Origin of the sequence: Methylophaga thalassica (assembly GCF_030159795.1) — a bacterium.
GTDB lineage: Bacteria > Pseudomonadota > Gammaproteobacteria > Nitrosococcales > Methylophagaceae > Methylophaga > Methylophaga thalassica.
In genome coordinates this window covers 549,172-569,073 of the sequence record NZ_BSND01000003.1, presented here as the reverse complement: position 1 = coordinate 569,073, position 19,902 = coordinate 549,172, and the positions used below count along the sequence as shown (strand labels likewise).

At 44.1% G+C, this 19,902-nt stretch carries 24 protein-coding genes; 7 read left to right on the top strand and 17 right to left on the bottom strand.

What is annotated here, in order from left to right:
- Positions 1–4 precede the first annotated feature (4 nt).
- Positions 5–442, top strand: coding sequence for a chemotaxis protein CheW (locus QQL60_RS02970; RefSeq protein ID WP_284722374.1), 438 nt, complete (start codon positions 5–7; stop codon positions 440–442).
- Positions 435–1,034 (top strand): MarR family winged helix-turn-helix transcriptional regulator, encoded by a 600-nt coding sequence (locus QQL60_RS02965; RefSeq protein ID WP_091711669.1) that lies wholly within the window; start codon positions 435–437, stop codon positions 1,032–1,034. Before QQL60_RS02970 ends, QQL60_RS02965 begins: the two co-directional genes overlap by 8 nt.
- Here the strand turns inward: QQL60_RS02965 and QQL60_RS02960 are convergent.
- The 3 genes from QQL60_RS02960 to QQL60_RS02950 all read right to left on the bottom strand — a co-directional run bounded on the left by QQL60_RS02960 (position 1,031) and on the right by QQL60_RS02950 (position 6,673).
- Positions 1,031–3,127, bottom strand: coding sequence for an EAL domain-containing protein (locus QQL60_RS02960; RefSeq protein WP_284722373.1), 2,097 nt, complete (start codon positions 3,125–3,127; stop codon positions 1,031–1,033). The genes QQL60_RS02965 and QQL60_RS02960 overlap by 4 nt on opposite strands.
- A complete protein-coding gene (locus tag QQL60_RS02955; protein WP_284722372.1) occupies positions 3,127–5,391 on the bottom strand; it encodes a response regulator in 2,265 nt (754 codons plus the stop codon). Before QQL60_RS02955 ends, QQL60_RS02960 begins: the two co-directional genes overlap by 1 nt.
- A 238-nt stretch (positions 5,392–5,629) precedes the next feature.
- Entirely contained in the window at positions 5,630–6,673 is a 1,044-nt protein-coding gene (locus QQL60_RS02950) for an NADP(H)-dependent aldo-keto reductase (RefSeq protein ID WP_284722371.1), read from the bottom strand.
- Between the two features lie 254 nt (positions 6,674–6,927).
- On the opposite strand from QQL60_RS02950, the gene QQL60_RS02945 reads away from it, so the two are divergent.
- Together QQL60_RS02945 and QQL60_RS02940 are read left to right on the top strand one after the other, a co-directional pair.
- Positions 6,928–7,092, top strand: coding sequence for a hypothetical protein (locus QQL60_RS02945; protein ID WP_284452115.1), 165 nt, complete (start codon positions 6,928–6,930; stop codon positions 7,090–7,092).
- A 267-nt stretch (positions 7,093–7,359) separates the two neighbouring features.
- Positions 7,360–8,670: an MFS transporter gene (locus QQL60_RS02940; RefSeq protein WP_273181998.1), complete on the top strand. Its 1,311-nt coding sequence runs from the start codon at positions 7,360–7,362 to the stop codon at positions 8,668–8,670.
- 589 nt (positions 8,671–9,259) lie between these two features.
- On the opposite strand, the gene QQL60_RS02935 is transcribed toward QQL60_RS02940, so the two are convergent.
- From QQL60_RS02935 to QQL60_RS02925, 3 genes are read right to left on the bottom strand one after another with little or no spacing between them, the layout of a single operon-like run.
- Positions 9,260–9,436 carry a hypothetical protein gene (locus QQL60_RS02935; RefSeq protein ID WP_284722370.1) on the bottom strand — a complete coding sequence of 59 codons (177 nt, stop codon included), beginning with the start codon at positions 9,434–9,436 and terminating at the stop codon, positions 9,260–9,262.
- 17 nt (positions 9,437–9,453) lie between these two features.
- Entirely contained in the window at positions 9,454–9,957 is a 504-nt protein-coding gene (locus tag QQL60_RS02930; protein ID WP_284722369.1) for a BRO-N domain-containing protein, read from the bottom strand.
- Positions 9,950–10,282 carry a hypothetical protein gene (locus QQL60_RS02925; RefSeq protein WP_284722368.1) on the bottom strand — a complete coding sequence of 111 codons (333 nt, stop codon included), beginning with the start codon at positions 10,280–10,282 and terminating at the stop codon, positions 9,950–9,952. Before QQL60_RS02925 ends, QQL60_RS02930 begins: the two co-directional genes overlap by 8 nt.
- 337 nt (positions 10,283–10,619) lie before the next feature.
- Here QQL60_RS02925 and QQL60_RS02920 point away from each other — a divergent pair, with 337 nt between their 5' ends.
- Both QQL60_RS02920 and QQL60_RS02915 read left to right on the top strand, forming a co-directional pair.
- A complete protein-coding gene (locus QQL60_RS02920; RefSeq protein WP_284722367.1) occupies positions 10,620–11,090 on the top strand; it encodes a hypothetical protein in 471 nt (156 codons plus the stop codon).
- A gap of 178 nt (positions 11,091–11,268) precedes the next feature.
- Complete coding sequence (locus QQL60_RS02915; RefSeq protein ID WP_284722366.1) at positions 11,269–12,048, top strand: DUF4875 domain-containing protein; 780 nt, start codon at positions 11,269–11,271, stop codon at positions 12,046–12,048.
- A gap of 71 nt (positions 12,049–12,119) precedes the next feature.
- Here the strand turns inward: QQL60_RS02915 and QQL60_RS02910 are convergent, their stop codons facing one another.
- Genes QQL60_RS02910 through QQL60_RS02905 form a run of 3 tightly spaced genes read right to left on the bottom strand, consistent with a single transcriptional unit; the run spans position 12,120 to position 13,742 of the window.
- On the bottom strand, positions 12,120–13,073 hold the full coding sequence (locus tag QQL60_RS02910; RefSeq protein WP_284722365.1) for a DNA-methyltransferase: 954 nt from the start codon (positions 13,071–13,073) through the stop codon (positions 12,120–12,122).
- Positions 13,036–13,230 carry a Com family DNA-binding transcriptional regulator gene (locus QQL60_RS15270; RefSeq protein WP_379007972.1) on the bottom strand — a complete coding sequence of 65 codons (195 nt, stop codon included), beginning with the start codon at positions 13,228–13,230 and terminating at the stop codon, positions 13,036–13,038. Before QQL60_RS15270 ends, QQL60_RS02910 begins: the two co-directional genes overlap by 38 nt.
- An 8-nt stretch (positions 13,231–13,238) precedes the next feature.
- A complete protein-coding gene (locus QQL60_RS02905; protein ID WP_284722364.1) occupies positions 13,239–13,742 on the bottom strand; it encodes a hypothetical protein in 504 nt (167 codons plus the stop codon).
- A gap of 35 nt (positions 13,743–13,777) precedes the next feature.
- Here QQL60_RS02905 and QQL60_RS02900 point away from each other — a divergent pair, with 35 nt between their 5' ends.
- Complete coding sequence (locus QQL60_RS02900) at positions 13,778–14,242, top strand: hypothetical protein (protein ID WP_284722363.1); 465 nt, start codon at positions 13,778–13,780, stop codon at positions 14,240–14,242.
- 3 nt (positions 14,243–14,245) lie between these two features.
- Here QQL60_RS02900 and QQL60_RS02895 read toward each other — a convergent pair whose 3' ends face one another.
- From QQL60_RS02895 to QQL60_RS02860, 8 genes are read right to left on the bottom strand one after another with little or no spacing between them, the layout of a single operon-like run.
- Complete coding sequence (locus tag QQL60_RS02895) at positions 14,246–15,217, bottom strand: hypothetical protein (protein ID WP_284722362.1); 972 nt, start codon at positions 15,215–15,217, stop codon at positions 14,246–14,248.
- Complete coding sequence (locus QQL60_RS02890) at positions 15,205–15,900, bottom strand: hypothetical protein (RefSeq protein WP_284722361.1); 696 nt, start codon at positions 15,898–15,900, stop codon at positions 15,205–15,207. The genes QQL60_RS02895 and QQL60_RS02890 overlap by 13 nt, the downstream gene beginning before the upstream one ends.
- A complete protein-coding gene (locus QQL60_RS02885) occupies positions 15,900–16,442 on the bottom strand; it encodes a baseplate complex protein (protein ID WP_284722360.1) in 543 nt (180 codons plus the stop codon). The genes QQL60_RS02890 and QQL60_RS02885 overlap by 1 nt, the downstream gene beginning before the upstream one ends.
- Entirely contained in the window at positions 16,439–17,146 is a 708-nt protein-coding gene (locus QQL60_RS02880) for a hypothetical protein (protein ID WP_284722359.1), read from the bottom strand. The genes QQL60_RS02885 and QQL60_RS02880 overlap by 4 nt, the downstream gene beginning before the upstream one ends.
- Positions 17,139–17,351 (bottom strand): hypothetical protein, encoded by a 213-nt coding sequence (locus QQL60_RS02875; RefSeq protein ID WP_284722358.1) that lies wholly within the window; start codon positions 17,349–17,351, stop codon positions 17,139–17,141. Before QQL60_RS02875 ends, QQL60_RS02880 begins: the two co-directional genes overlap by 8 nt.
- Positions 17,351–17,722, bottom strand: a complete 372-nt coding sequence (locus QQL60_RS02870; protein WP_284722357.1) for a phospholipase A2 family protein — start codon at positions 17,720–17,722, stop codon at positions 17,351–17,353. The genes QQL60_RS02875 and QQL60_RS02870 overlap by 1 nt, the downstream gene beginning before the upstream one ends.
- Positions 17,722–18,435, bottom strand: coding sequence for a hypothetical protein (locus QQL60_RS02865; RefSeq protein WP_284722356.1), 714 nt, complete (start codon positions 18,433–18,435; stop codon positions 17,722–17,724). Before QQL60_RS02865 ends, QQL60_RS02870 begins: the two co-directional genes overlap by 1 nt.
- A 13-nt stretch (positions 18,436–18,448) precedes the next feature.
- The gene (locus QQL60_RS02860) at positions 18,449–19,891 is read right to left on the bottom strand and encodes a phage tail-collar fiber domain-containing protein (RefSeq protein WP_284722355.1); all 1,443 of its coding nucleotides are present in this window, start codon (positions 19,889–19,891) and stop codon (positions 18,449–18,451) included.
- Between the last annotated feature and the right edge of the window lie 11 nt (positions 19,892–19,902).

Below are 19,902 nucleotides of genomic sequence, written 5' to 3'. Positions count from 1 at the left end.
ATAGATGACATTAGAGTTACATGACAACAAACAATGGCTTTGTTTTCTGATTGAAGATGAAACCTATGCACACGCAGTAAGTAAGATAAGGGAAGTTCACGACTATATGGCAGCGGTCCCTGTACCCGGTGCCCCTTCATATATAGAAGGAGTACTGAACATAAGAGGCGAGATAGTCAGCATTGTGAGTAGTAGGAAATTATTAGGAATTGATGAGGCAGATGAGCACCGTCACATCATTATTATCAAATCAGATAATGGCTTAGTTGGTATTACTGTTGATGAAGTCGTGAAAATTACCTTGCTGGATTTACAACATATGGTACCTGTAGAGCAAAAAAATACATTGAGCCCTATCTATGCCACCGTAAAACATAAACAACAGCTAATTATATTGGCCGATTTTGAACGTTGTTTTAATCAAATGGAAAATTATGAGTAAAACTATCGGTTTAAATTTAGATGCAGTTTATAATCTTGATCTGACTGATGAACAGAAGGATCACCTGTTGAACCAAATTGAAGAAGTATTGATTGCATTAAGACGCGTTATCCGTGCAACTGATTTGCACTCTAAATATCTTGCAAAGACAACCAGCCTTACCGCGCCACAAATTTTGCTGCTACAAAGCCTCAGAGATAAAGGGCAAATTACGATTGGTGAACTTGCAAATGAAATGAGCCTGAGTCAGGCAACGGTGACAACCATTGTTGATCGTCTGGAAAAACGTGAACTTGTCTATCGTATGCGCTCTGAGTCGGATAAACGTAAAGTTCATGTGCATCTAACAGACAGTGCATTGGAAATCCTGAAAAAAGCGCCGATTCCTTTACAAGAGCAATTTACCCGCCAGTTTGGCGATCTACAGGAATGGGAGCAAACAATGATTATTTCTGCCCTCAAGCGTGTGGCTCAAATGATGGATGCCCAGCACATAGATGCCTCACCAGTTTTAGATATTGGTTTGTTAGACAGGCACGATGGCTTGATCGATACCCACACACCTTTTCTCGACGAAAAAGACAAAAGCTAATGCTTGAGTAATAAACTCAGTTGAGAGACAGGCAGTGGATGACTGAAATAAAACCCCTGAAACTCTGCACAGCCTAACTTTCTTAATACGTCAGCCTGCTCGCTTGTCTCAACACCTTCCGCAATAGTACAAAGCTGTAAGTTATCGGCTAACTGCACAATGGTTTGTGCTATCGCACAATCTTTACTATTGGTAACAATTTCTTCCACAAATGTACGATCAATTTTTAGGGTATCAATAGGAAAATTCTTCAAATAACTCAATGAAGAATATCCCGTACCAAAATCATCAATCGCCAGACGTACACCCAATTTTTTTAATGAGAAAAGTAATGGAATCGTCTCTGCGGTATCCTTTAACATGGCCGTTTCTGTGATTTCCAGCTCAAGTGTCTCTGGCGGTAAACCACTGTCTTCCAAGGTTTTTCTTACGGTTTCAAGCAGGTAAGATTGCGTGAATTGTGAAGCAGATAGATTCACAGCTATCCGATATGCACAGCCTGATTCTTGCTGCCACTGTCTCACCTGACAGCAAGCCTGCATCAATACCCAGTTCCCAATCGACAATATCAGACCTGTTGATTCAGCAATTTCAATAAAGTAGCCAGGCGTTAATAAGCCTTTTGTAGGGTGACGCCAACGCAGTAATGCTTCAAGACCAACAATCGCCATACTTTCAGCATCATATTGAGGTTGATAATAAACCTCGAACTGATCGTCGGACAGTGCTGCCCGTAAATCATTCTCCATTTCTAAACGTAATTTTAGGTAGTTATCCATGCTTTCAGAAAAGAACTGATAATTATTCCTGCCCTTCTCTTTTGCGTGATACATAGCGACATCAGCATGCTGTAACAGTGTCTCTACATTATGGCCATCATTAGGGTAAAGCGTAATCCCGACACTAATCGAAATATGTAAGTGTTTTTCACTAATAAAAAAAGGAGCCGAGAAAGCACCAATGAGACGGTTTGCAATTTCAGCAACCTGCTCAACTCGACTTATATCATCAAGTAATACGGTAAATTCATCACCGGCTAAACGGGCAACCCGGTTATCAGTATCATAATTGGCTTTAGCCACCAGATCCGAATCTCTCACACATTCACGTATTCGCTGTGCAGACTGGCATAACACTTCGTCGCCAATGTGATGTCCATAGGTATCATTAATATATTTAAATCTGTCCAAATCCAGAAACATCAAAGCAAATTGCGCCTGATGTCGCTTTGCACTGGCAATAGCTGTTTCTAATTGTTCAATGAATAAACGCCTATTGGGTAAGTCGGTCAGCGTATCGTAATAAGCATAATAGGTAATTTCTTGTTCAGACTGTTTTCTTGAGGTGATATCGTGCAAAGTCCCGACAATCCGCCACTGACCATATTCAAAGCTAATATCTGTTCGTTCATTCACAAACAAAACACTGCCATCAGATCGGATTATTCGGTATTCGATATCGTATGACTGTTTTTCATAGATGGCTTGCTTAAGCGCTATGATTAATTTTGTCCGATCTTCAGGGTGTATTTTTTTCAGAGCAGATCGGACGGTCAGGTTCATTTCTTTGGGGAAGCCCAACATATCAAACATATCTGAGGAGCACTCAAGAAACTCTGACTCAAAATCCCACTCCCAATACACCAGATTAGCAATGGATTGCGCCTTAGCTAATTTGTTTTTATTAAGGCTTAATTCTTGTAAGGTTCTGTTAGCTTTTAGAATATAACGAACTCTGTGCTTGAAAAGTGGCCACTTTAGAGGTTTGGTAATGAAATCTGTCGCACCGGATTCAAATGCCTGCTCAATATCTTCAACATCATCAAGTGCCGTAACCATAACAATGGCACATTCTACGCCTTTAGGTAAGGCGCGCAGTCTGGCGCAACATTCAAAACCATTCATACCAGGCATGGAAACATCAAGTAATGTGATATCAGGCTTGTAAAGAGTGAATTGAACTATAGCTTCTTCACCAGAGGCAGCCTCAACAATCTGTAATTCAGTCGATGTTAAAGCTTGTGTCATTAACATCCTTGTGACTGGATTGTCATCAACAATTAACACCACTTGCTTTTTGATGGTATTTGCCATCAAATCCTCCGCCATTGTCCATTTAATAGTGACGTCAGTTCATCATAATAAGTATCTAGTTTATCTATATATGTATCAATTTGGTCAAGATTATTTTCTCGACCCAACTGTTCTATCTCTCTTGCCAACTCAGCGATAGCTGTGGCACCGATATTCAATGAACTTGATTTAAGCGCGTGTGCAGATTTAAATAATTGTTCTGCGCTTTCCTCTATAAACGCCTGTTTAATTGCTTGTATCAAATCAGGCGTATGTTGCATATAGACCTGAAATATTTGTTGTACGATCTCATCGCCATTCTCGCCTATACCGTCAACAATCTCCATATTAAGGGTAGGATTCAACTCACTAACTTCTTTGTTGTTGTATGATCCTGAACCAGGCTCAATCGCTTTTCCTAAAAATTTATTAACTAAATCAATTAGTTTATTCAGTTCGATAGGTTTTATTAAAATATCATCAGCACCAGCAGCATAAAAATCTAACTTAACTTGTTCATTTGCATCTGCCGTTAATGCAATGATTGGGGTGGTAATCTGTAAAACCTTACGTAGATGATCTGTCGCCATAACACCATTCATCAAAGGCATGTGGTAATCCATGAATATCATGTCATATGCCTGCTCACTGCATGATGCTATTGCCTCTTCACCATTAGCTACCAACGTTACTGTGCAACCCAGTTTTTCTAACAAGCCCAAAGCAACAGATTGATTGACTTCATTATCCTCTGCAACAAGTACATGATTAGTTTTTTTATCATCACCGCGTGGGTTGATTTGAACTCTTGCCTCAGGCGACGTATTAGTCACAGAGATAATATCAACAGGAATCGTGAACCAAAAACTGTTCCCTTGCGTGGAAGAGTTCACGCCATATTCGCCATTCATCAACTCAACGAGATGAGCATAAATAGTTAAGCCTAAACCGAGCCCTGAGTATTGCTGATCATGCAACGGGAATTGCTGAAATGGCTCAAAAATACGTTCCTTATCATTCTCATTGATAGCTCCAGCAGAATCTTTCACTGTCAAGGTTAAAAAATGCTGTTTATCTCTTGAAAATTCGCTGACATAAAGTTCAATATTCCCCTGCCTAGAAAACTTTATTGCATTATCAATCAAATTATTTAGCACATTTCTGAGCATATGTGGGTCGAGCATCACTTCCATGCCAGAACATTTCATATTTAAAAATAATGTATTTTTTTTCTGATTTGCTTTGGCATAATTGGCCTCAACTACAGACTTAAGAAATCGATATAAATCAACCTGTTTAACATCAAGAGTCCATTGCTTTTCACTCAGTTTCACATAATCTTGTAACTGGTTTATCACCTCTAATAAGTGATGCGTTGAGTCATTTATCAGACTCACTGTTTCATGAGCCTTAGCCTCTGTCACATATACCTTTAACAGCTCAATATGACTAATCACTTGAGACAAAGATATTTTCAGCTCCCGGCTGATAACATTAATCATTCCGCACTTAGCATCTTCATCGTATTCAAGTCTGTTAATGGCATCAGTTAATAACTTTTGCTGCTCCGCCAACCTTAATTCTAATTGCTGTTTTTGTTCTGTCAGATCCTGCTTATCGGAGCTGAGTTTGACGAAGTTTTGCCTTAGTCTTTCAAGCATATGTCCAATACTGGTCTCTGAGCTATCAGACTCTCCCGACACTTGGAGGCTCAAACTGTTTATTGGCAAGAGATAGTGCGTTATGAATAACCAGACTAACGCCACAATACAAACAAAAAGGACAAGAATGGCGATACAGGACCAATCGAATAATCTTTTGAATGGTGCCTCAAACAAATACTTATCGACTGAAAGATAGACACTTGCCAAAGCACTTCCGTTTTCTACTAGTGGGTATAGAAAATGAATAACATCAGAGTCTGAATAAATCTGCTTTTCACTGACTACTCCATTTTGGAGCCTTTGTTTGATGAAGGTGTTTGTAACCGATGTATTAAGATTTTGATAACGAAAAATACCCGTTCCATTTTTATCAAAAATGATGGACTGTTTGATATAGGGGTAAGCTCGCAACCATGACAAGGAACCACCTTGCTCAGCTGTCGAAACCGGTTTATCTGCCACGGTTATACTAGCTGATATAGCTTGAGCAAGCTGCTCAAGCTGTTGTTGGTTTGCTTTATCAATGAGTGATTTGTATTGAAAAACGACAGCGATCAAAAGCAGGGTCAATATCAATAAGAGAGTGCCGTATCTTATAGTTAAACTGCTCTTTCTAAGCATAGAGACAGTCGTCATTTAAAAGGTGGCAAACTGGTAAATAATAATGAATTGATGAAAAGTGAATATAAGACTAAGTCAGAAAAAGGCAAATCAACTTTAGAAAGCTTATTGTCGAAAAAACTCATATTGCCCCTCCTTGTTATAAAACCATAGAATTTATGGTCAGTATGCTCAGGTCACTCTATATGTTGTCGTCCCTATCTTGGTTATATTTAATAAAAATGAAAAAGTTTATATTTTATGGTGCAGGATTAGGAATGCTTTGGTGAATCAGCTCAATTTCTGAGAGTATTTCTTCAGTTAAAATCAATTTTTCACTAGCGATATTATTTCTAAGCTGTTCCATACTGGTTGCTCCGATAATATTAGCTGTTAAGAAAGGTCGTGAATTAACAAAAGCCAATGCCATTTGGGCAGGATCCAGCTGAAAGCGGCGGGCAAGCTCTACATATCGACGAGTTGCCTCAATGGCCTGAGGGTTGCTGTAACGGCTATAGTTACGCCAGCGTGTCAAACGAGCATTTTCAGGTTGTTGATCAAGATATTTCCCTGTCAGTACACCAAATCCTAATGGTGAATAGGCCAGCAAACCAACATTTTCACGATGACTAATCTCAGCGCAACCTATTTCATACGTTCTGTTTAATAAGCTGTAGGGATTTTGCACACTAACTACCAGAGGTAAGTCCATCGATTTAGCCAAAGTAATAAATTGCATTATTCCCCATGGTGTTTCATTGGATAAACCAATATGTCGAATTTTTCCTGCTTGAACTTGTTTTTTCAAACCACGCAGCGTATCGATAATGGGAGTCAGCTTTTGCTCATCAGCCGCCTGCTGATAACCCAATCGGCCAAAATAGTTTGTATTTCTTTCAGGCCAATGCAATTGGTATAAATCAATATAATCAGTCTTGAGCCTTTTAAGACTTGCATCAACTGCCGTTTCAATTGTTGTCCCATTAAACCGGGTACCACCACCTCGAATATGTGAAACCCAATCACCGCCCGGACCAGCCATTTTACTGGCAAGAATGATGTCATCCCGCCGGCCTCTTTTTTGTAACCAATGACCAATAATCTCTTCTGTTACACCATAGGTTTCTGCACAAGGAGGGATTGCATATAACTCTGCGGTATCGATAAAGTTAATTCCCTGGCTGACAGCATAATCTAATTGCTGATGTCCTTCTGCTTGCGTGTTTTGCTCGCCAAACGTCATGGTTCCCAGACAAATACGACTGACACTCAGATCAGTATTACCAAGAGTATTGTATTGCATGCTAAACATGGCCTTTTTATATCGTTAGAAGGCGTCAATCATACAGCAGCTATTCAGTTTACTTAACAAGGTATAAAAAAAGAGGGTGGCAGAAGCCACCCTACTCCAAAAAGGAGATTTACGCAGATAGGATTACTGACGTACAGGTCAGTGAACGTCAGTACAAATACGACTGCAGTATTAACGAATCTATCCATTGGAATTAACGAATGAAAATGACTTAGTGAACTGCTAAATAAGAAAAAGGCGATGATGTGACCATCACCGCCTTCTCAAAACAAGGAGTAGAAATTACACCATTGACGATAGTCTCAGGTAACGTTATGACACACCTGATAAATATTGGTTGCGAAAAAGAATGTAAAGTTATGAAAAAAATAAGCCAGCTTATCGGGAATAAGCTGGCTAAGGGTGGTTGAACTGTTAACAAGGATAGTTCGTAGTTGATACTAACAGCTTGATGCGAAAATTCTGTGAAATTGATTGAGGAGATTAGCATCATCCACGATATGAAAATAACGGTTCATGATTTGCATCAATTCTCATATCACTTTGTAATCGATAATTTTTATATATAAAAGCTATTAAAGATCATGCACTTAATATTTTCAAACAATAATAAATAGATTTTAAGTATATTTTTGGTGCAATGACTATTAATTAAGGTGCATAAAAAAGGAAACAATATGCAATCACTTGCATTGCTTAAGCCTATTCAATCTATTTTATGGAGCGTTGCTTTGCTTCTATTGGGAAATGGATTAATCAGCACTCTCCTTACCCTCCGCGGCACAAATGAAGGCTTTTCAAGCGCCACCATGGGACTGATCATGTCGAGCTATTTTATTGGGTTCGTATGTGGCACCTGGGTCAGTGGCAGACTGATTCGTCGCATGGGGCACATCAGGACGTTTGCATTCTGTGCATCTATCTGTGCTTCAGCCACACTTTTGCATATTATTTTTATTGATGCTTGGGTATGGATTGTTCTTCGTTTCTTTTATGGGCTTGCTTATATTACCCTGATGACTGTCATCGAAAGCTGGTTAAACAGTCAGGCTGCAAGCCATGAGCGTGGACGTATTTTTGCTTTTTATATGGTAGTCAATTTAGGTGCTTTAACAATTGCACAGCAAATGTTGCATATCGCTACGCCCGATAATTTTCTGCTATTTGCCATTGTGTCTATTCTGATTAGTTGGGCCATACTGCCACTGACACTCACCCGCCGAAACCAACCGATGATTAATTCGGAAAGGCCAAAAAGTAGTCTAAAAAACTTATTAAAGATCGCACCACTCTCGGTAGCTGGTTCAACTCTCTCAGGTCTGGCAATGGGCGCTTTTTGGGCGATGACACCTATTTATGCCACTGAACTAGGATACGATATCAGTGGCATCGCACTGATAATGAGTTTAACTATTCTAGGTGGCGCTGCCTTGCAGATCCCTATTGGCCGTTATTCAGATAAACACGACAGACCCAAAGTCATTACATGGGTAGTGGCATTAGCAGGGATTATTGCTCTATCCATGGCAGTGATTCCTTCTCAAACCGCCTTATTAGCCATCTTTTTTATCTGGGGTGGCTTATCTTTTTCCATCTACCCACTGTCCGTCGCTCAGCTTATTGACCAACTCCATCCTGACGAAATTGTGTCTGGCTCCTCAGATATGCTGGTGCTTCATGGTTTAGGCTGCGCTTTTGCCCCGGTGATAGCTGGTTCATTAATGACCATTATTGGTTCACAAGGCCTGCCGCTCTATATTGGAACAGTATTATTAATTTTAGCCGGATATACGGCCTATCGCCGCCGTCGCGTCGTTGATCTTGTCAGTGGAGATAATGCCCACTTCGAACCGATGGTTCAAACCAGCTCGCAAGTGCTCAGTATGATGTTTGATCAACCGCAAAGAGACTTATTTGATGACCCAAGTTTTTATGAAGAGGAAGAACGTAATCGCATCATCAATGCCTTAAGGCAAAGTGGTTCGTAATCAGATGCTCTGAGTTGCTTTGGATAAACAAAAAAATAATTGGTCGGGACAGAAGGATTTGAACCTCTTTGACCTTTATATAAAATCAAGCATTATCAATACATTAAACAAATCATCAAAAAATTAGTGGCTGTTAAATGGCTGTAAATATTTTCAATAATTAAGACTTCATTGCAATTTTTGAACAAAAAAACATCGAATTGATGACGCCTTAAAGCTGCTGCCTTGCTGTTTTCGTCTGATATTTGTCGATGCACTTCATATTTCAAAACTCAAAAAAAATGCAAAAACATCGCGGGTGAGGAGGAGTGTTTTTGGGGGCTTGCGATCGTTGTGATTTTTTTGGTGGCCATGGGTCTGAGTATTGATCACTTTTCTCTGTAGATTCACCAGGTGTTCACCTGGCCAGTGCATTATCAGCAGCTGACACCGATGCCTTTGGTGGTGATGGCCACTGGCCACTATTCATCGACATTATTTTCTGTCAGATTCTGCCCTGGTCTTTATTGTTTGTGAGAATGGCCAGTGAATGTTTGGCCTATATATAAAGAAGGGCCGACTAAATAGCCGGCCCGTGCTGAGTGATGATTTATTCTGGTATGGAACGTTTATCGATGATTTCCTGCATACTATCGGCCAGTGCTTTCAGCAGTTGATATGCTTGTTGACTGGTGATGGTTTCATCATCCATCGATGCTGCAATTCCATGAGCGGCCCCACGTAACGCGATGACCTTCTCTTCCATTTCTCTTATCAATTGTTTCATACCTCATCCTTAATAAATCAGAAGTGCATGCTGGTTTTGTTGATTTCTGCAGGTAGCTCTTTGCCTACCAGGTTGCAGCAATCACGCAGCTCTGCCACTAATACATCGCGGACATGGCCCGACCGGTTGCTTGTTAATTGCTGCAACAGGTCGGTGATAGTTTTGGAATATTCCAGTCTTAACGCTGGATTGAGTTCACCGAAAAAATCATGCTTCCTTAATGTGGATAGTACGTCCTGCACTATCCACTCAGCCAATGATACCGCCTGCTCAGACTGATAATGGAATATCAGTTTGAACACTGCCGGCTCAGTTAAGAAAATCATATCGGTGTTTGGTAAAACGACACGCCAGTTACCAGGTATAAAACGAACGGCATCTTGCAGCGTATTGCTATCCATCCCCAACGCATCAGCAATATCTTCAGCATGAAATAACACACCGCCCTGCTCGGTTACAGCTACACGAATATCCTGACCTTTGAAGGTGAATGGATTGGCTAGTGTTTTTAGATTACTCATGGCCATGTACCTCATCACCGATTAATAAGGTCTTGAACACGGGGAAAAGTGGCTTTCCATGCATATCAAACCCACGATGATAAAAGGCAACCTTCTGGCCGATGGCTCCCTGGGCTAAGGCCGATTGTCTGGCTATTTTACTGATGCCTGGGCAGGCGAAATGGATACCGTTAGAAAGCTGGATAACTAAGGGGGCGTTATCACTATCACGCCAGCCCCAGACTGTGCCGGTGCTTACTTGATAATTAGGCTCTGGATTATAGAGTGAGTCATTTTGAGAAATGGCCTGAACGAGACGCAGGCGGGAATATTGCTGAGTTGACATGGTTAATCTCCTTGAAAATTAAACCATCAACCACACTGCTAAATATGGGTGATGGCTGCACGCAGGGTTAGCAGACCAGTTCAAGGACCTGGCAAGCCCGAAGGCTTCCCCACGCACAACCACCATAAAATTATGGCACAAAAAAACCGCGTGACGCGGCTGATTGGGCGTCCTTGAATAACAGAGCTGCTAAACCCTGACGTCAGATTTTGCTGACGTGGAGAAAAATATAGTCCTCTGCGTTATCTCTGTCAACTCCTGTATATCTCTGTAAACGTGGATAACGACAATTAATCGTGCAATAATCAATAAACATTAACAAAGAAAAGGGAATTCAATGGCGAAGTTAGTCAAGTGCAAATCATGTGAACATGAAGTCGACGAATCAGCAAAAACCTGCCCTAACTGTGGTGTTAGCTCGCCGGGCATGAAACCAGGTGAAATGGCAAAAGGCTGTCTTGGCATTATCGTATTTGCGTTAATTGGCTCGGCCATTTTGGCCACATGCAGTGAAGACGTAACGCCAGAGCAACGAGCTGAAAAAACATGTACAAGCGATTTTCACGCGGCTGCAATGGCTCAAAAATTTGTTAGGGACAGGTTGAAATCACCCTCTACTGCTGATTTTGTTGGCTCAGTTGGTGCTGGCATACAGGCAAGTTATATCGGTGAATGTACACACATCATCGTTGGTAAAGTTGATGCGCAAAACAGCTTTGGTGCTACGGTTAGAAACACTTATATGGTAGAGCTGAAATATAACAAGGCTGATGATACTTATTCATTGATGAGCTTAGACATAGAATAAACAGGCAAGCACTCACAACCTGGACGACATAATCAAATTAGAAAAATGTACTTTTGAGAGTGCTTGCCGTGGTTGAGTGTATAAGCCATTGCCCGTCACCACAACCCCGCATCATTGCTACGTTAACGCGGATGATCCATAATCGAGAGCTTGGTCACAATTACAAGGAAGTATGAACATGAGCAGTTTTGAAGCTGTATTAGCTTTAGTTTTGATGGTTGTTGGCTTTTGGTTTACTAGAAAAACAATCGTTAATTTCTTCACAAAGCGTGACAGCTACAATACTGGCCCTCAGATATTAGGGATTTTATTACCCGCGATTGTCAGCATCATAATAGTTCCAATGTTGATGATTGCCATTTTCGGTGATAACTCAGATTCCAAACCCTCGCAAATTTCAGAGCCTGAAGCCAAAAAAACAACCACGATTACAGAAGCTCCCGCCCCATCAGTTCGCCCTGAACCTGAAACTAGCGAAGCTGTTGAATATAAGCTTTTGTCGACTGATAACTTCAGTTTTTCAGGTCGTAAACGCATACAATTTAATATTTCTGCACCTTCTGCCAATAGCTATGAACAGTATGCCCAAACAGCTATTCAAGCAGCAAAAGACTTTCAACGTAGCCAGCGTGTACAAGTCGTTTATGTGTTTCTTGGTAAGAATCTGGAGCAGATTAATAATGGTGATGCATTAGCCATTGCTAGATATGCTGTTGATGGTGGTGGCAATTCAGGTGAGCAGAGCTGGTATTGGCAAGTTGAAGCATTGAAACCATTGACTGATATTGAAGTTAAAACTTTAGAGCTTTGGGAGAAACACGGTAATAAATTTGCTGGAGAAAATATCTTCGAGCCTGATATTGATGGTTTCAAGAAGTTTGTTGCTCAGGAACTTAACACCGACATCAGTAATGTCACGATGAGAGAACCTATGAGGCAAGCTTACATCGTAGAATAAAGGTGAACCTACCCGCCAGGAGTTGCCTCGACTGGCCATCCATGGCGGAGCGGGTAAGTTCAGGGTGAATATTAAGCGGCTTGCTGATTCATTTCTGTGAGCCGTTTCACCGCCATATCAAATTCGCTTTCGCCTAATTCAGAGCCAATAAACCGCCGGCCAGTTTTAATACACGCGGCTGGCGTACTACCACCCCCAACAAATGCGTCCAGGACCACATCACCAGGTAAGGAACTGGCGGTGATGATGTGTTCCATTAAGTCCAGCGGTTTTTCACATGGGTGTTTGCCTGGATAAAACGGCACGGCCTTAAAGTCCCATACATTGGTATAAGGCACATGCTTGTTGACGTTAAACGTGCGTCTGGCCGCGTTGCTTTCATCCAAAAGTGATCGATATTCAGCATAAAGATCAGCATAGGGCTTCAGCGTTTTACCAATGAGATTTTCAACGGTTTGATAGTGGTTTTCTGGAATCATCGACCATTGCGATTTACCAAACCAATGGCCCGACATTTTGCATCCACAAGCATTGTCGACTTGTTTTTGTGTCACGCCGGCATCGATGATCGCCTGGTGAAGATAGCCCCGAATAGGTTCAAAACCAAAAGGCACCGGCTTCATGCTTTCAGCAAACATAATATGCTCGGTTTGGGGGAAATAGCGCCGTAATGATTCTTTGCTGCAACCATTATGACGGCCTGAAGGCTTTCGCCAGATGATTTGATTGAGCATATTAAAATGCTTAGCAACGGCTATTTCGACTTTGTTGGCCATGTGTGGGCCTGCAAAAAAATAAAGCGAACCGGTGGGCTTTAACACTCTGGCCATCTGCTCGAGTACGGTATCTAACCAGGCAAAAAAATCCGCTTCATTTTTCCATTGTCGGTCCCAACTTTCGGCAACCACACGAAAATAAGGCGGATCGGTGGCGATTAAATCGATGCTGTTGTCATCGAGTGTTTTCAGCAGTTTTAAACAATCGGTGTTATGCAGTGATAGGTTTTCGGTTTGGTATTTTCTCACGAGTGTTCTCTTTTTCATGACACTCGTGGTGTGCTGGTTCGGGGTGCTTGACCCTCAGATGATTCATGGTTTTACAGCGTGCGCACTTTATCTGTAGCTCGATAAAAATGCCCTCGCCTAATTTACGGCCACAGGCGCCGCAGCGTATTTCTTTCATGCCTGGTGTTACTCAATATCGCTGGCTTTTAAACGTTCTCGCAGCAATTCAACGCGCCGTTGCATGTCGATTCGGTCATCGATGAGCCCTTTGGCCGTGGTGAAAAATGAGGGTATTGAGTTGGTGTTGATCAAGTTTTCCACTCGGGTTAATAGCCCATAAAGCTCGGCTTTCGTCGGTGGTGGTAAGGCTGGATCAACGCCGGTGACGTAATTAATGGTGAAGCCATCGTATTCCGTGCTGTGGCGATATCTCACTGTTTGCACCTGCCCCGCATCTTCATCACAGCTATAAATCACTTGCTGATTATTGGTGGCATCTTGCCTGGTTTCTGTGGCTTCGCATTCAGGTGATGACACAAAATAAACGAATTCACCCTGCTGCCAGGTTTCACCATCATTGGAATACCAGATGGGTTCGCCTGGATGCAGATATTTTAAATGGGTGAGTTCCGCACTCATGGCCATTGTCGAGATCATCATAAAAAGTAAACAAACAAAAAACGCTTTCATAGCGGGTTCCTCATCGTGTTGTTAGGAAAAATCGATTGAACATACAAACAATGTTCTCTATATTTTCTCGCATGTGCCAGGCAGTCACTTTTCAATTTAACGGTGAGCAATACACCATCGATATCAGCCATCCTCGTCCGGCTTTGCCTGTGCTTATGCCTGATCAGTCGTCGAAAATGTTTCCCTGGGGCCGACACGCTAATCAACCAGGCGCGTTGCCTTTTGGCTTTACTGCTAAGCGTGATGCCGTGCTGGCTGGCCGTTGGGATAAATGGTTTCCGCGTCGGGTGTTGATACCGAATGATGCCTATATGCTGCTGAACTTTGAGGGCAAGCCAAAATGGTACCCAAACGATATGAAAACGCACCTGGTCGGACTTATGGCCAAAAACCCAGAAACCAATGAACGCCGCGTGTATGTGGTGGTGCAAGAACCAGACATTATTTTGGCTGATTACCATGACATTAGCCCTGTTTCAGCCGGTGTGTCGTATCGGTGATCATCATTCTGCTATGCCATCGATGCGGCCTTTTATGGCCGTGGTGAGTGTGGCAATGTTCATCACCTGTGATGACTGCGTGATTTGCCCTGTGCTTGGGTGCGTGTGTTGGGCCAATATTTCAGCCAGTTGAATAACGAGCTGAGCCACCTCACTCATTAACCGCAGGCCGTTTTCCTCGCTGGTGCCTATCCAGCTTTTGGGGGCTTGGAAGTGGTTTTTTGTGCCGGCTTCTAGCGTGTTGTCTTGGCCAGCTGTCACCTTATTGCTCGTGCCAATATTGCTTTGCATTTTGCCGATAGTTTTCACCAGGGCATCGGCTTTGGTGGTCAGTCGTAAATGAGCCACGGCAGATAAATCCAATATCCCGCCTGACTGAACCACAATGGCGCCAAACGCTTTAATCGTTTTAATCGCACCGATAATCTCGGTGTCATTGGTGGCCGTTTCTTTGTTAGCCACGTGATAGGTTTCAACGATCGTCATCGCCTCGATGAATCGCTCGAGGGATTCTTCATTGATGGCCAGGTCTGTTTTACGCTCCCAATTGCCGTCCTTATCTACCCGCTGAAATGAGGCTGGATTGTGCTGCCAGCGTTGTTCACCACGCTCGACCGCTGGCATGGTGAGGCCGTTGGGTAACACACTGCGAATAAAGGGCCGCTGCGGTGAGCCATAGGCAAAAGCCAATTCCACCCAGGTGCCATCCTCCGGATAAGCAAACTGGCCCATTTCATGCCCGGCCACCGGTAACGACATAATCACATCGGTGAGGATGTCCCACTTGGGATCAGGCTCGCCGTTTTCCGTTAATACTTGAACATCAACGGCATATTTAGGCCGAAACTCATCACAGATATCGGTCGTTTTTGGTGCTTCACGCACGCCGACCACCTGGCCAAACATCGGCAAGTGATAACCGGCGAACAGCTCGGGGAAAAGCTTCATCAGGATGCGTTTCATTAGCTGTTCCATACCAGCTCCATGTGATTGGCTTTGAGCGTGATTTCACTGATGCGGTTGCCATTGATACGCATACCAGGGCGAAGCTGCGGCATGATAGCCACGCGAGCCGAGTTGGTCGCCTGCTGCTGATCAAACAGCTTTTGTGGCAATGAAATGTTTTTCATCTGCGCCCAGCGTGAATCTGCCCAGCTGCCGACATAAATCACGCCATTGCCTTGCTGCTGCCAGAGATAGTCGGGAATGTTAAACACCCGCCCCAACATGGCCATCATTTGATACCCACTGCCTAAGTGGAAAAAGTGCGAGACTTTGGTATTGGCATAAGCGATATCGGGCGTTGAAAAGTTTAAACCAGTGAGTTTGTTCACCTCGGTTAATACTTCACGCAATGTCACGTGACGAAGCTGCAGCGAGATATCATGGATTAATGCGGCCGACAGCTCACGACAAAAGCATTTCACCCGCTTATCCCCCATGGGTACCACACTATCAACAAAGCCAATAAACCACCGCTGCAGTGAAGGTTGTTGGCTATAGCCCACTTCATACGTGACCAGCTTGCCCTTTTGAATGGCCGTATTGGCCACCAAGGTTAATATGGCTCGGCCTGGTGTATTCAGCTCGGCACGCACCTGGTCCTCGACCAGTTGCTGAGACAGGCCATTAACGGAAACTTGCTTGATTATCCGCATCAGGCTGTCTCGCTACCTGGTAAGTGTTTATCAATAAAGTTGAGAATGTTTTCAAAGCTGGATAGCTCGACTGCATCCGGCACGGCGGTGTCTTCCTGAACCACGGTATCGCCTGTAGCCACCTGGTCGGTGACGGTTTTGGCTTCCTGGCGTGACTCTTTCAGCTCAGGCACCGATCGTACTTCGGTGAGCTTGAATGATACGGACCAGAGTTGAAGGGTTTCATCTTCGCTGGCACTCAGATCCCCCTCAAATTTTACCTGGCGTATTCCCATGCCTTCAGCGGTGATATTCACCACGGTATAAACCATGCGATTGCCGGATGCATCTTTGGCTTCAGCCAGTCTAACGACTTGCTGAAGGTGGGCTTTATCTTTAAATGGGATCTTGTAACGCACAGAAAGTTGTTTGGGTTTATCACCCGTTTCAGCCGTGTCTGTGTAGCTGGTTTGGCCACTTAAATCCGCGCCGGCCATGGTTAATGTGCTGGAGACTTTGAAGTCTTTACCATTTAGCTTTTCACCACCTAGCCTTATGCTCATACGTCCTCCGGCATCATTTCACGTAAATAAGCGAGATCCACCGGCTGACCGATAAACGCCATCAATGCGGTATAGGCATATTCATAACCAGGATGGCCGGTTTGTAATTGGTTCGCGATATCGCTTTCAGCATAAAATCGCCAGCCGGCACCGCCGGTTAAGTCAGGCAAAGCGGCATCGGTGGCACTGTCAAACGCGGCTTTTTCACTCTCAAAGCTATTCAAAGCAGATAATGGATCACTACTGGTTAAGCTGCTGGCCGCGGCTTTGGCCTGTTGGCTGAGTGCTTTTTTCATACGCGCTTTAACGGTCGGTACCGCGTTCAGTTTTATGCCGGCGGTCACCACTTCCGTATCAACCAGCTGCATTTTGTCTTGCTGTAAGTTGGCCAGCTTTTCAGCGTGGCGTTGCCATTGCTCAATTTGTTTGAGTGGAAAGGCGCCGGCCATAGTTTGGCATTGCGCTGCCAGGTCTTTATAGCTGCCCGCAGTAAATGCCAAAACAAACAATGCCGGCACGGGCTGTGAATTGAGTTTTTTCACTAACGCCGTGACCGCGTTGGGAAAGGCTAACCAGGTGTTTGTCCCGCTGCCCTCTTTCGCGCCGAGCGTCCATGGCGTGATGGTTTCCAATGTCACATTGCCGCTCAAGCCACTGGCATCGGATGTCGGGGTGTGAAGTACAACGGGTGACCAATTAGACATGGTTACGCTTCCACTGCTCATAACCGGCCACCAGGTTTGCCGGCATGCTGTATTGCCCACGGCGATAAGGTGGCACGCACTCAAAATCACGATAAAACCCGCGATAAAACTCATCAATGGTGGTGAAGTTAAACACCGGAATTTTCACTTTCTTGTGTCCAACCACGCCATAAATGGGGATTGTTTGAGTGACGGTGATTTTCACTATTCCGCCTCATAAATCATGCTTAAAGTGAGGTAAGGCCCATACTCAAAAGCCAGCCAGCCAAACAAACGCACTAGCAGATAAAACACCACGGCCACTAAACTGGCCAGCCAGCGTTGATAGCTGCTTAAGCGTTTGGCATCACGTAACATGGCTTTATAAAAGCCCTTATCGGCGGCTTTCCTGTCATTAGGTGAACCACCACGGCTATAAGCAAAGTCATGCCGGCGGCATGAAGCTTCAAAAAACCAGCCAAACAGTAATTTAATTAGCCAATCAGGAAACCAGGCAGGGCCGCAGCCATTACCAAAGGATTGTTTTTCTGACTCGCTTAATTCCGCCCAGCGAACAGGTCTAGTTAAATACGCCATCAGCTAAAGTCCACGATGATGGCGTCAATATCTGCCTGAGTGACGTCGGGTTGTTCGCTGTCTTCATGCTGAATTTGCAAGGCATAAAGCTTGTCTTCATACGCCTGCTTTTTACCCATAGCAGGAAACACGATGTCTTTGTACGTGGTGGCATTGCTGATGATGCTGCTCACTAATGTCGCTTTATCAACCGATGGCCGATTGGCCACAATGTAATCGATACCAGGCGTTAAAGCGTTGTTATCCGCTTGCCAGGCTAATGCCTCATTCTCTTGGGTGAGAAAGGTCGAGATTTCTTCTTGCGTGTAGGTGGTGGTGATGGCTTGCACCGCTGCCTGGAAGCCGTTTTTTATCTCATTGTTTTTAAGCTGCGCAGCATCAGCAAACACAAAAGGTGGCTCTGGTTTGGTTAATGTCCATGACTCGTCAGGCTCAATACCTAGCTCAGATATTTGTTGCTCATTGCCATTTGCGTCATAGCCAAAGTAGCCACGATGATCAGCAACAATTTTCCATTCGCCCTCTTTATGTGAGCGTGGCACCGCGCCATTTTCATCGGTAAACACGGCGCATTGATTTTCTTCCACTTCAGGAACTGTGTCCGGTGTGGCATAGGCTGGGATTAGAAAATGACCGCTGTTCTTTGGATCAGCATCAGCCAAACCTTGGCTTAAAGGTTCGCCCGTGTTTCGTGAGTAATGTGTGATATTCATTGTTAACCCCTAATTAATATGCGCGGACTAGTGCTGTGCCAGATAAGTTGCGTGAGCGCGTCTCATTCCCACCGACGTTATTCGTTTTATTCGATGTGGTAATTGCAGAGCCTTCGTTATTTGTAACGTACTCTCTTGTCCCTCCTCCGGCATCTTCTGCGCCAAACCATGTTTGTGGGCCCTGTTCTGCAATACCACCAAGATGATAGTGACTCTTAAACTCGTCAGCCTGCCATGTACCGATTCCACGACCTACGTCCACACCACGACCATCGTCCCAGGCACGCCAAAATTCACCACGCCAATCAGGGATTGTGAATGTGGTGGAACCATCACCGTCCCCGTAATAACCGGCATAGGCTTCAGGGTCACTATCTTTAGTGGCTTGAGTCACAAAGTTGCTAACTGTCTGAGCATAGGCCCACAACAGTGGGTATGAGGCACGCACTAGTTCTGCCCCATTACGTTTTAAAAAGCCCGTTGGTACGACATCACCATCCATGATCAGCAAAGCACCAATTGGGTAATCAATGGCCGTTTTTGCTTTATATAAAGCGTTGGCTTCAGCTTCGGTGAGGTATTGAGGGTGTGGGTCTTCATCCAATAAATGCTGAGAAAGGCCGTCACCATCTACCCGAACATCGGTCACATCGCCATTGGCTGCAATATCACTGATTTTGGTCAGGTAATGTTTAAAGCCATTGCCATCGGTGTAATCAGCATGAGACACCGCATCGATGACAAAATCGACCACCGCAGTCACATCAGATATATCGCCCTGCAGTGACACATCAAGCCAGACTGATTTTGGCCCGGTGGCGGTGACTTGTTGTGTCAATGTTTCAGCAATACGAATACCGCCGACATAACCCACGCCTGGCAACACGTTATAAGTGGATGAGGTGCCAACTCGTTCCAGCTTCCAGCCATCACTCAAAAAGCCTTCATGGCCATAAATGTCAAAGTTAGATAACCGCTCACGCTCATCGATGCCGTGTAATCTGGCGTTAAAATCAATCTGCCAGGTTTCAGCCGGTACCGCGATGGCCGTGGTGGCCTGAATACCGGAAAAGGCAATCAAGAAATTACGCGTCAGGTTATTGCCTGGTACAGAACCGGCCGTTTTCCGCTTTTGGATAAGCGGTGTATAGGTCACCGCAACCAGCACCCCTTCATCATCGATTAGCCCTACCCAATTAAAGTCATAATCACCAATGGCACTATCCATCACCAGGGAGTAGACGACCTGATTCGTATTGACATAGCCCTGCTTGGTCACCGGCAAGGTGTCCCGAATGTTTCCCGCTGCCGGCATGGCTTCTACACGATTAACCGGCTCGTTGTTCACGTCCAGGCCATCGATGTTGGCCAGCACAAAGTGGGTGATGTTGAGCGTTTCGCTGTTGCCCTGTTTATTGGCAATCTGGTTTTCGCCGCTGATGGTTATAAAGCCCATTTCAAGCCCTC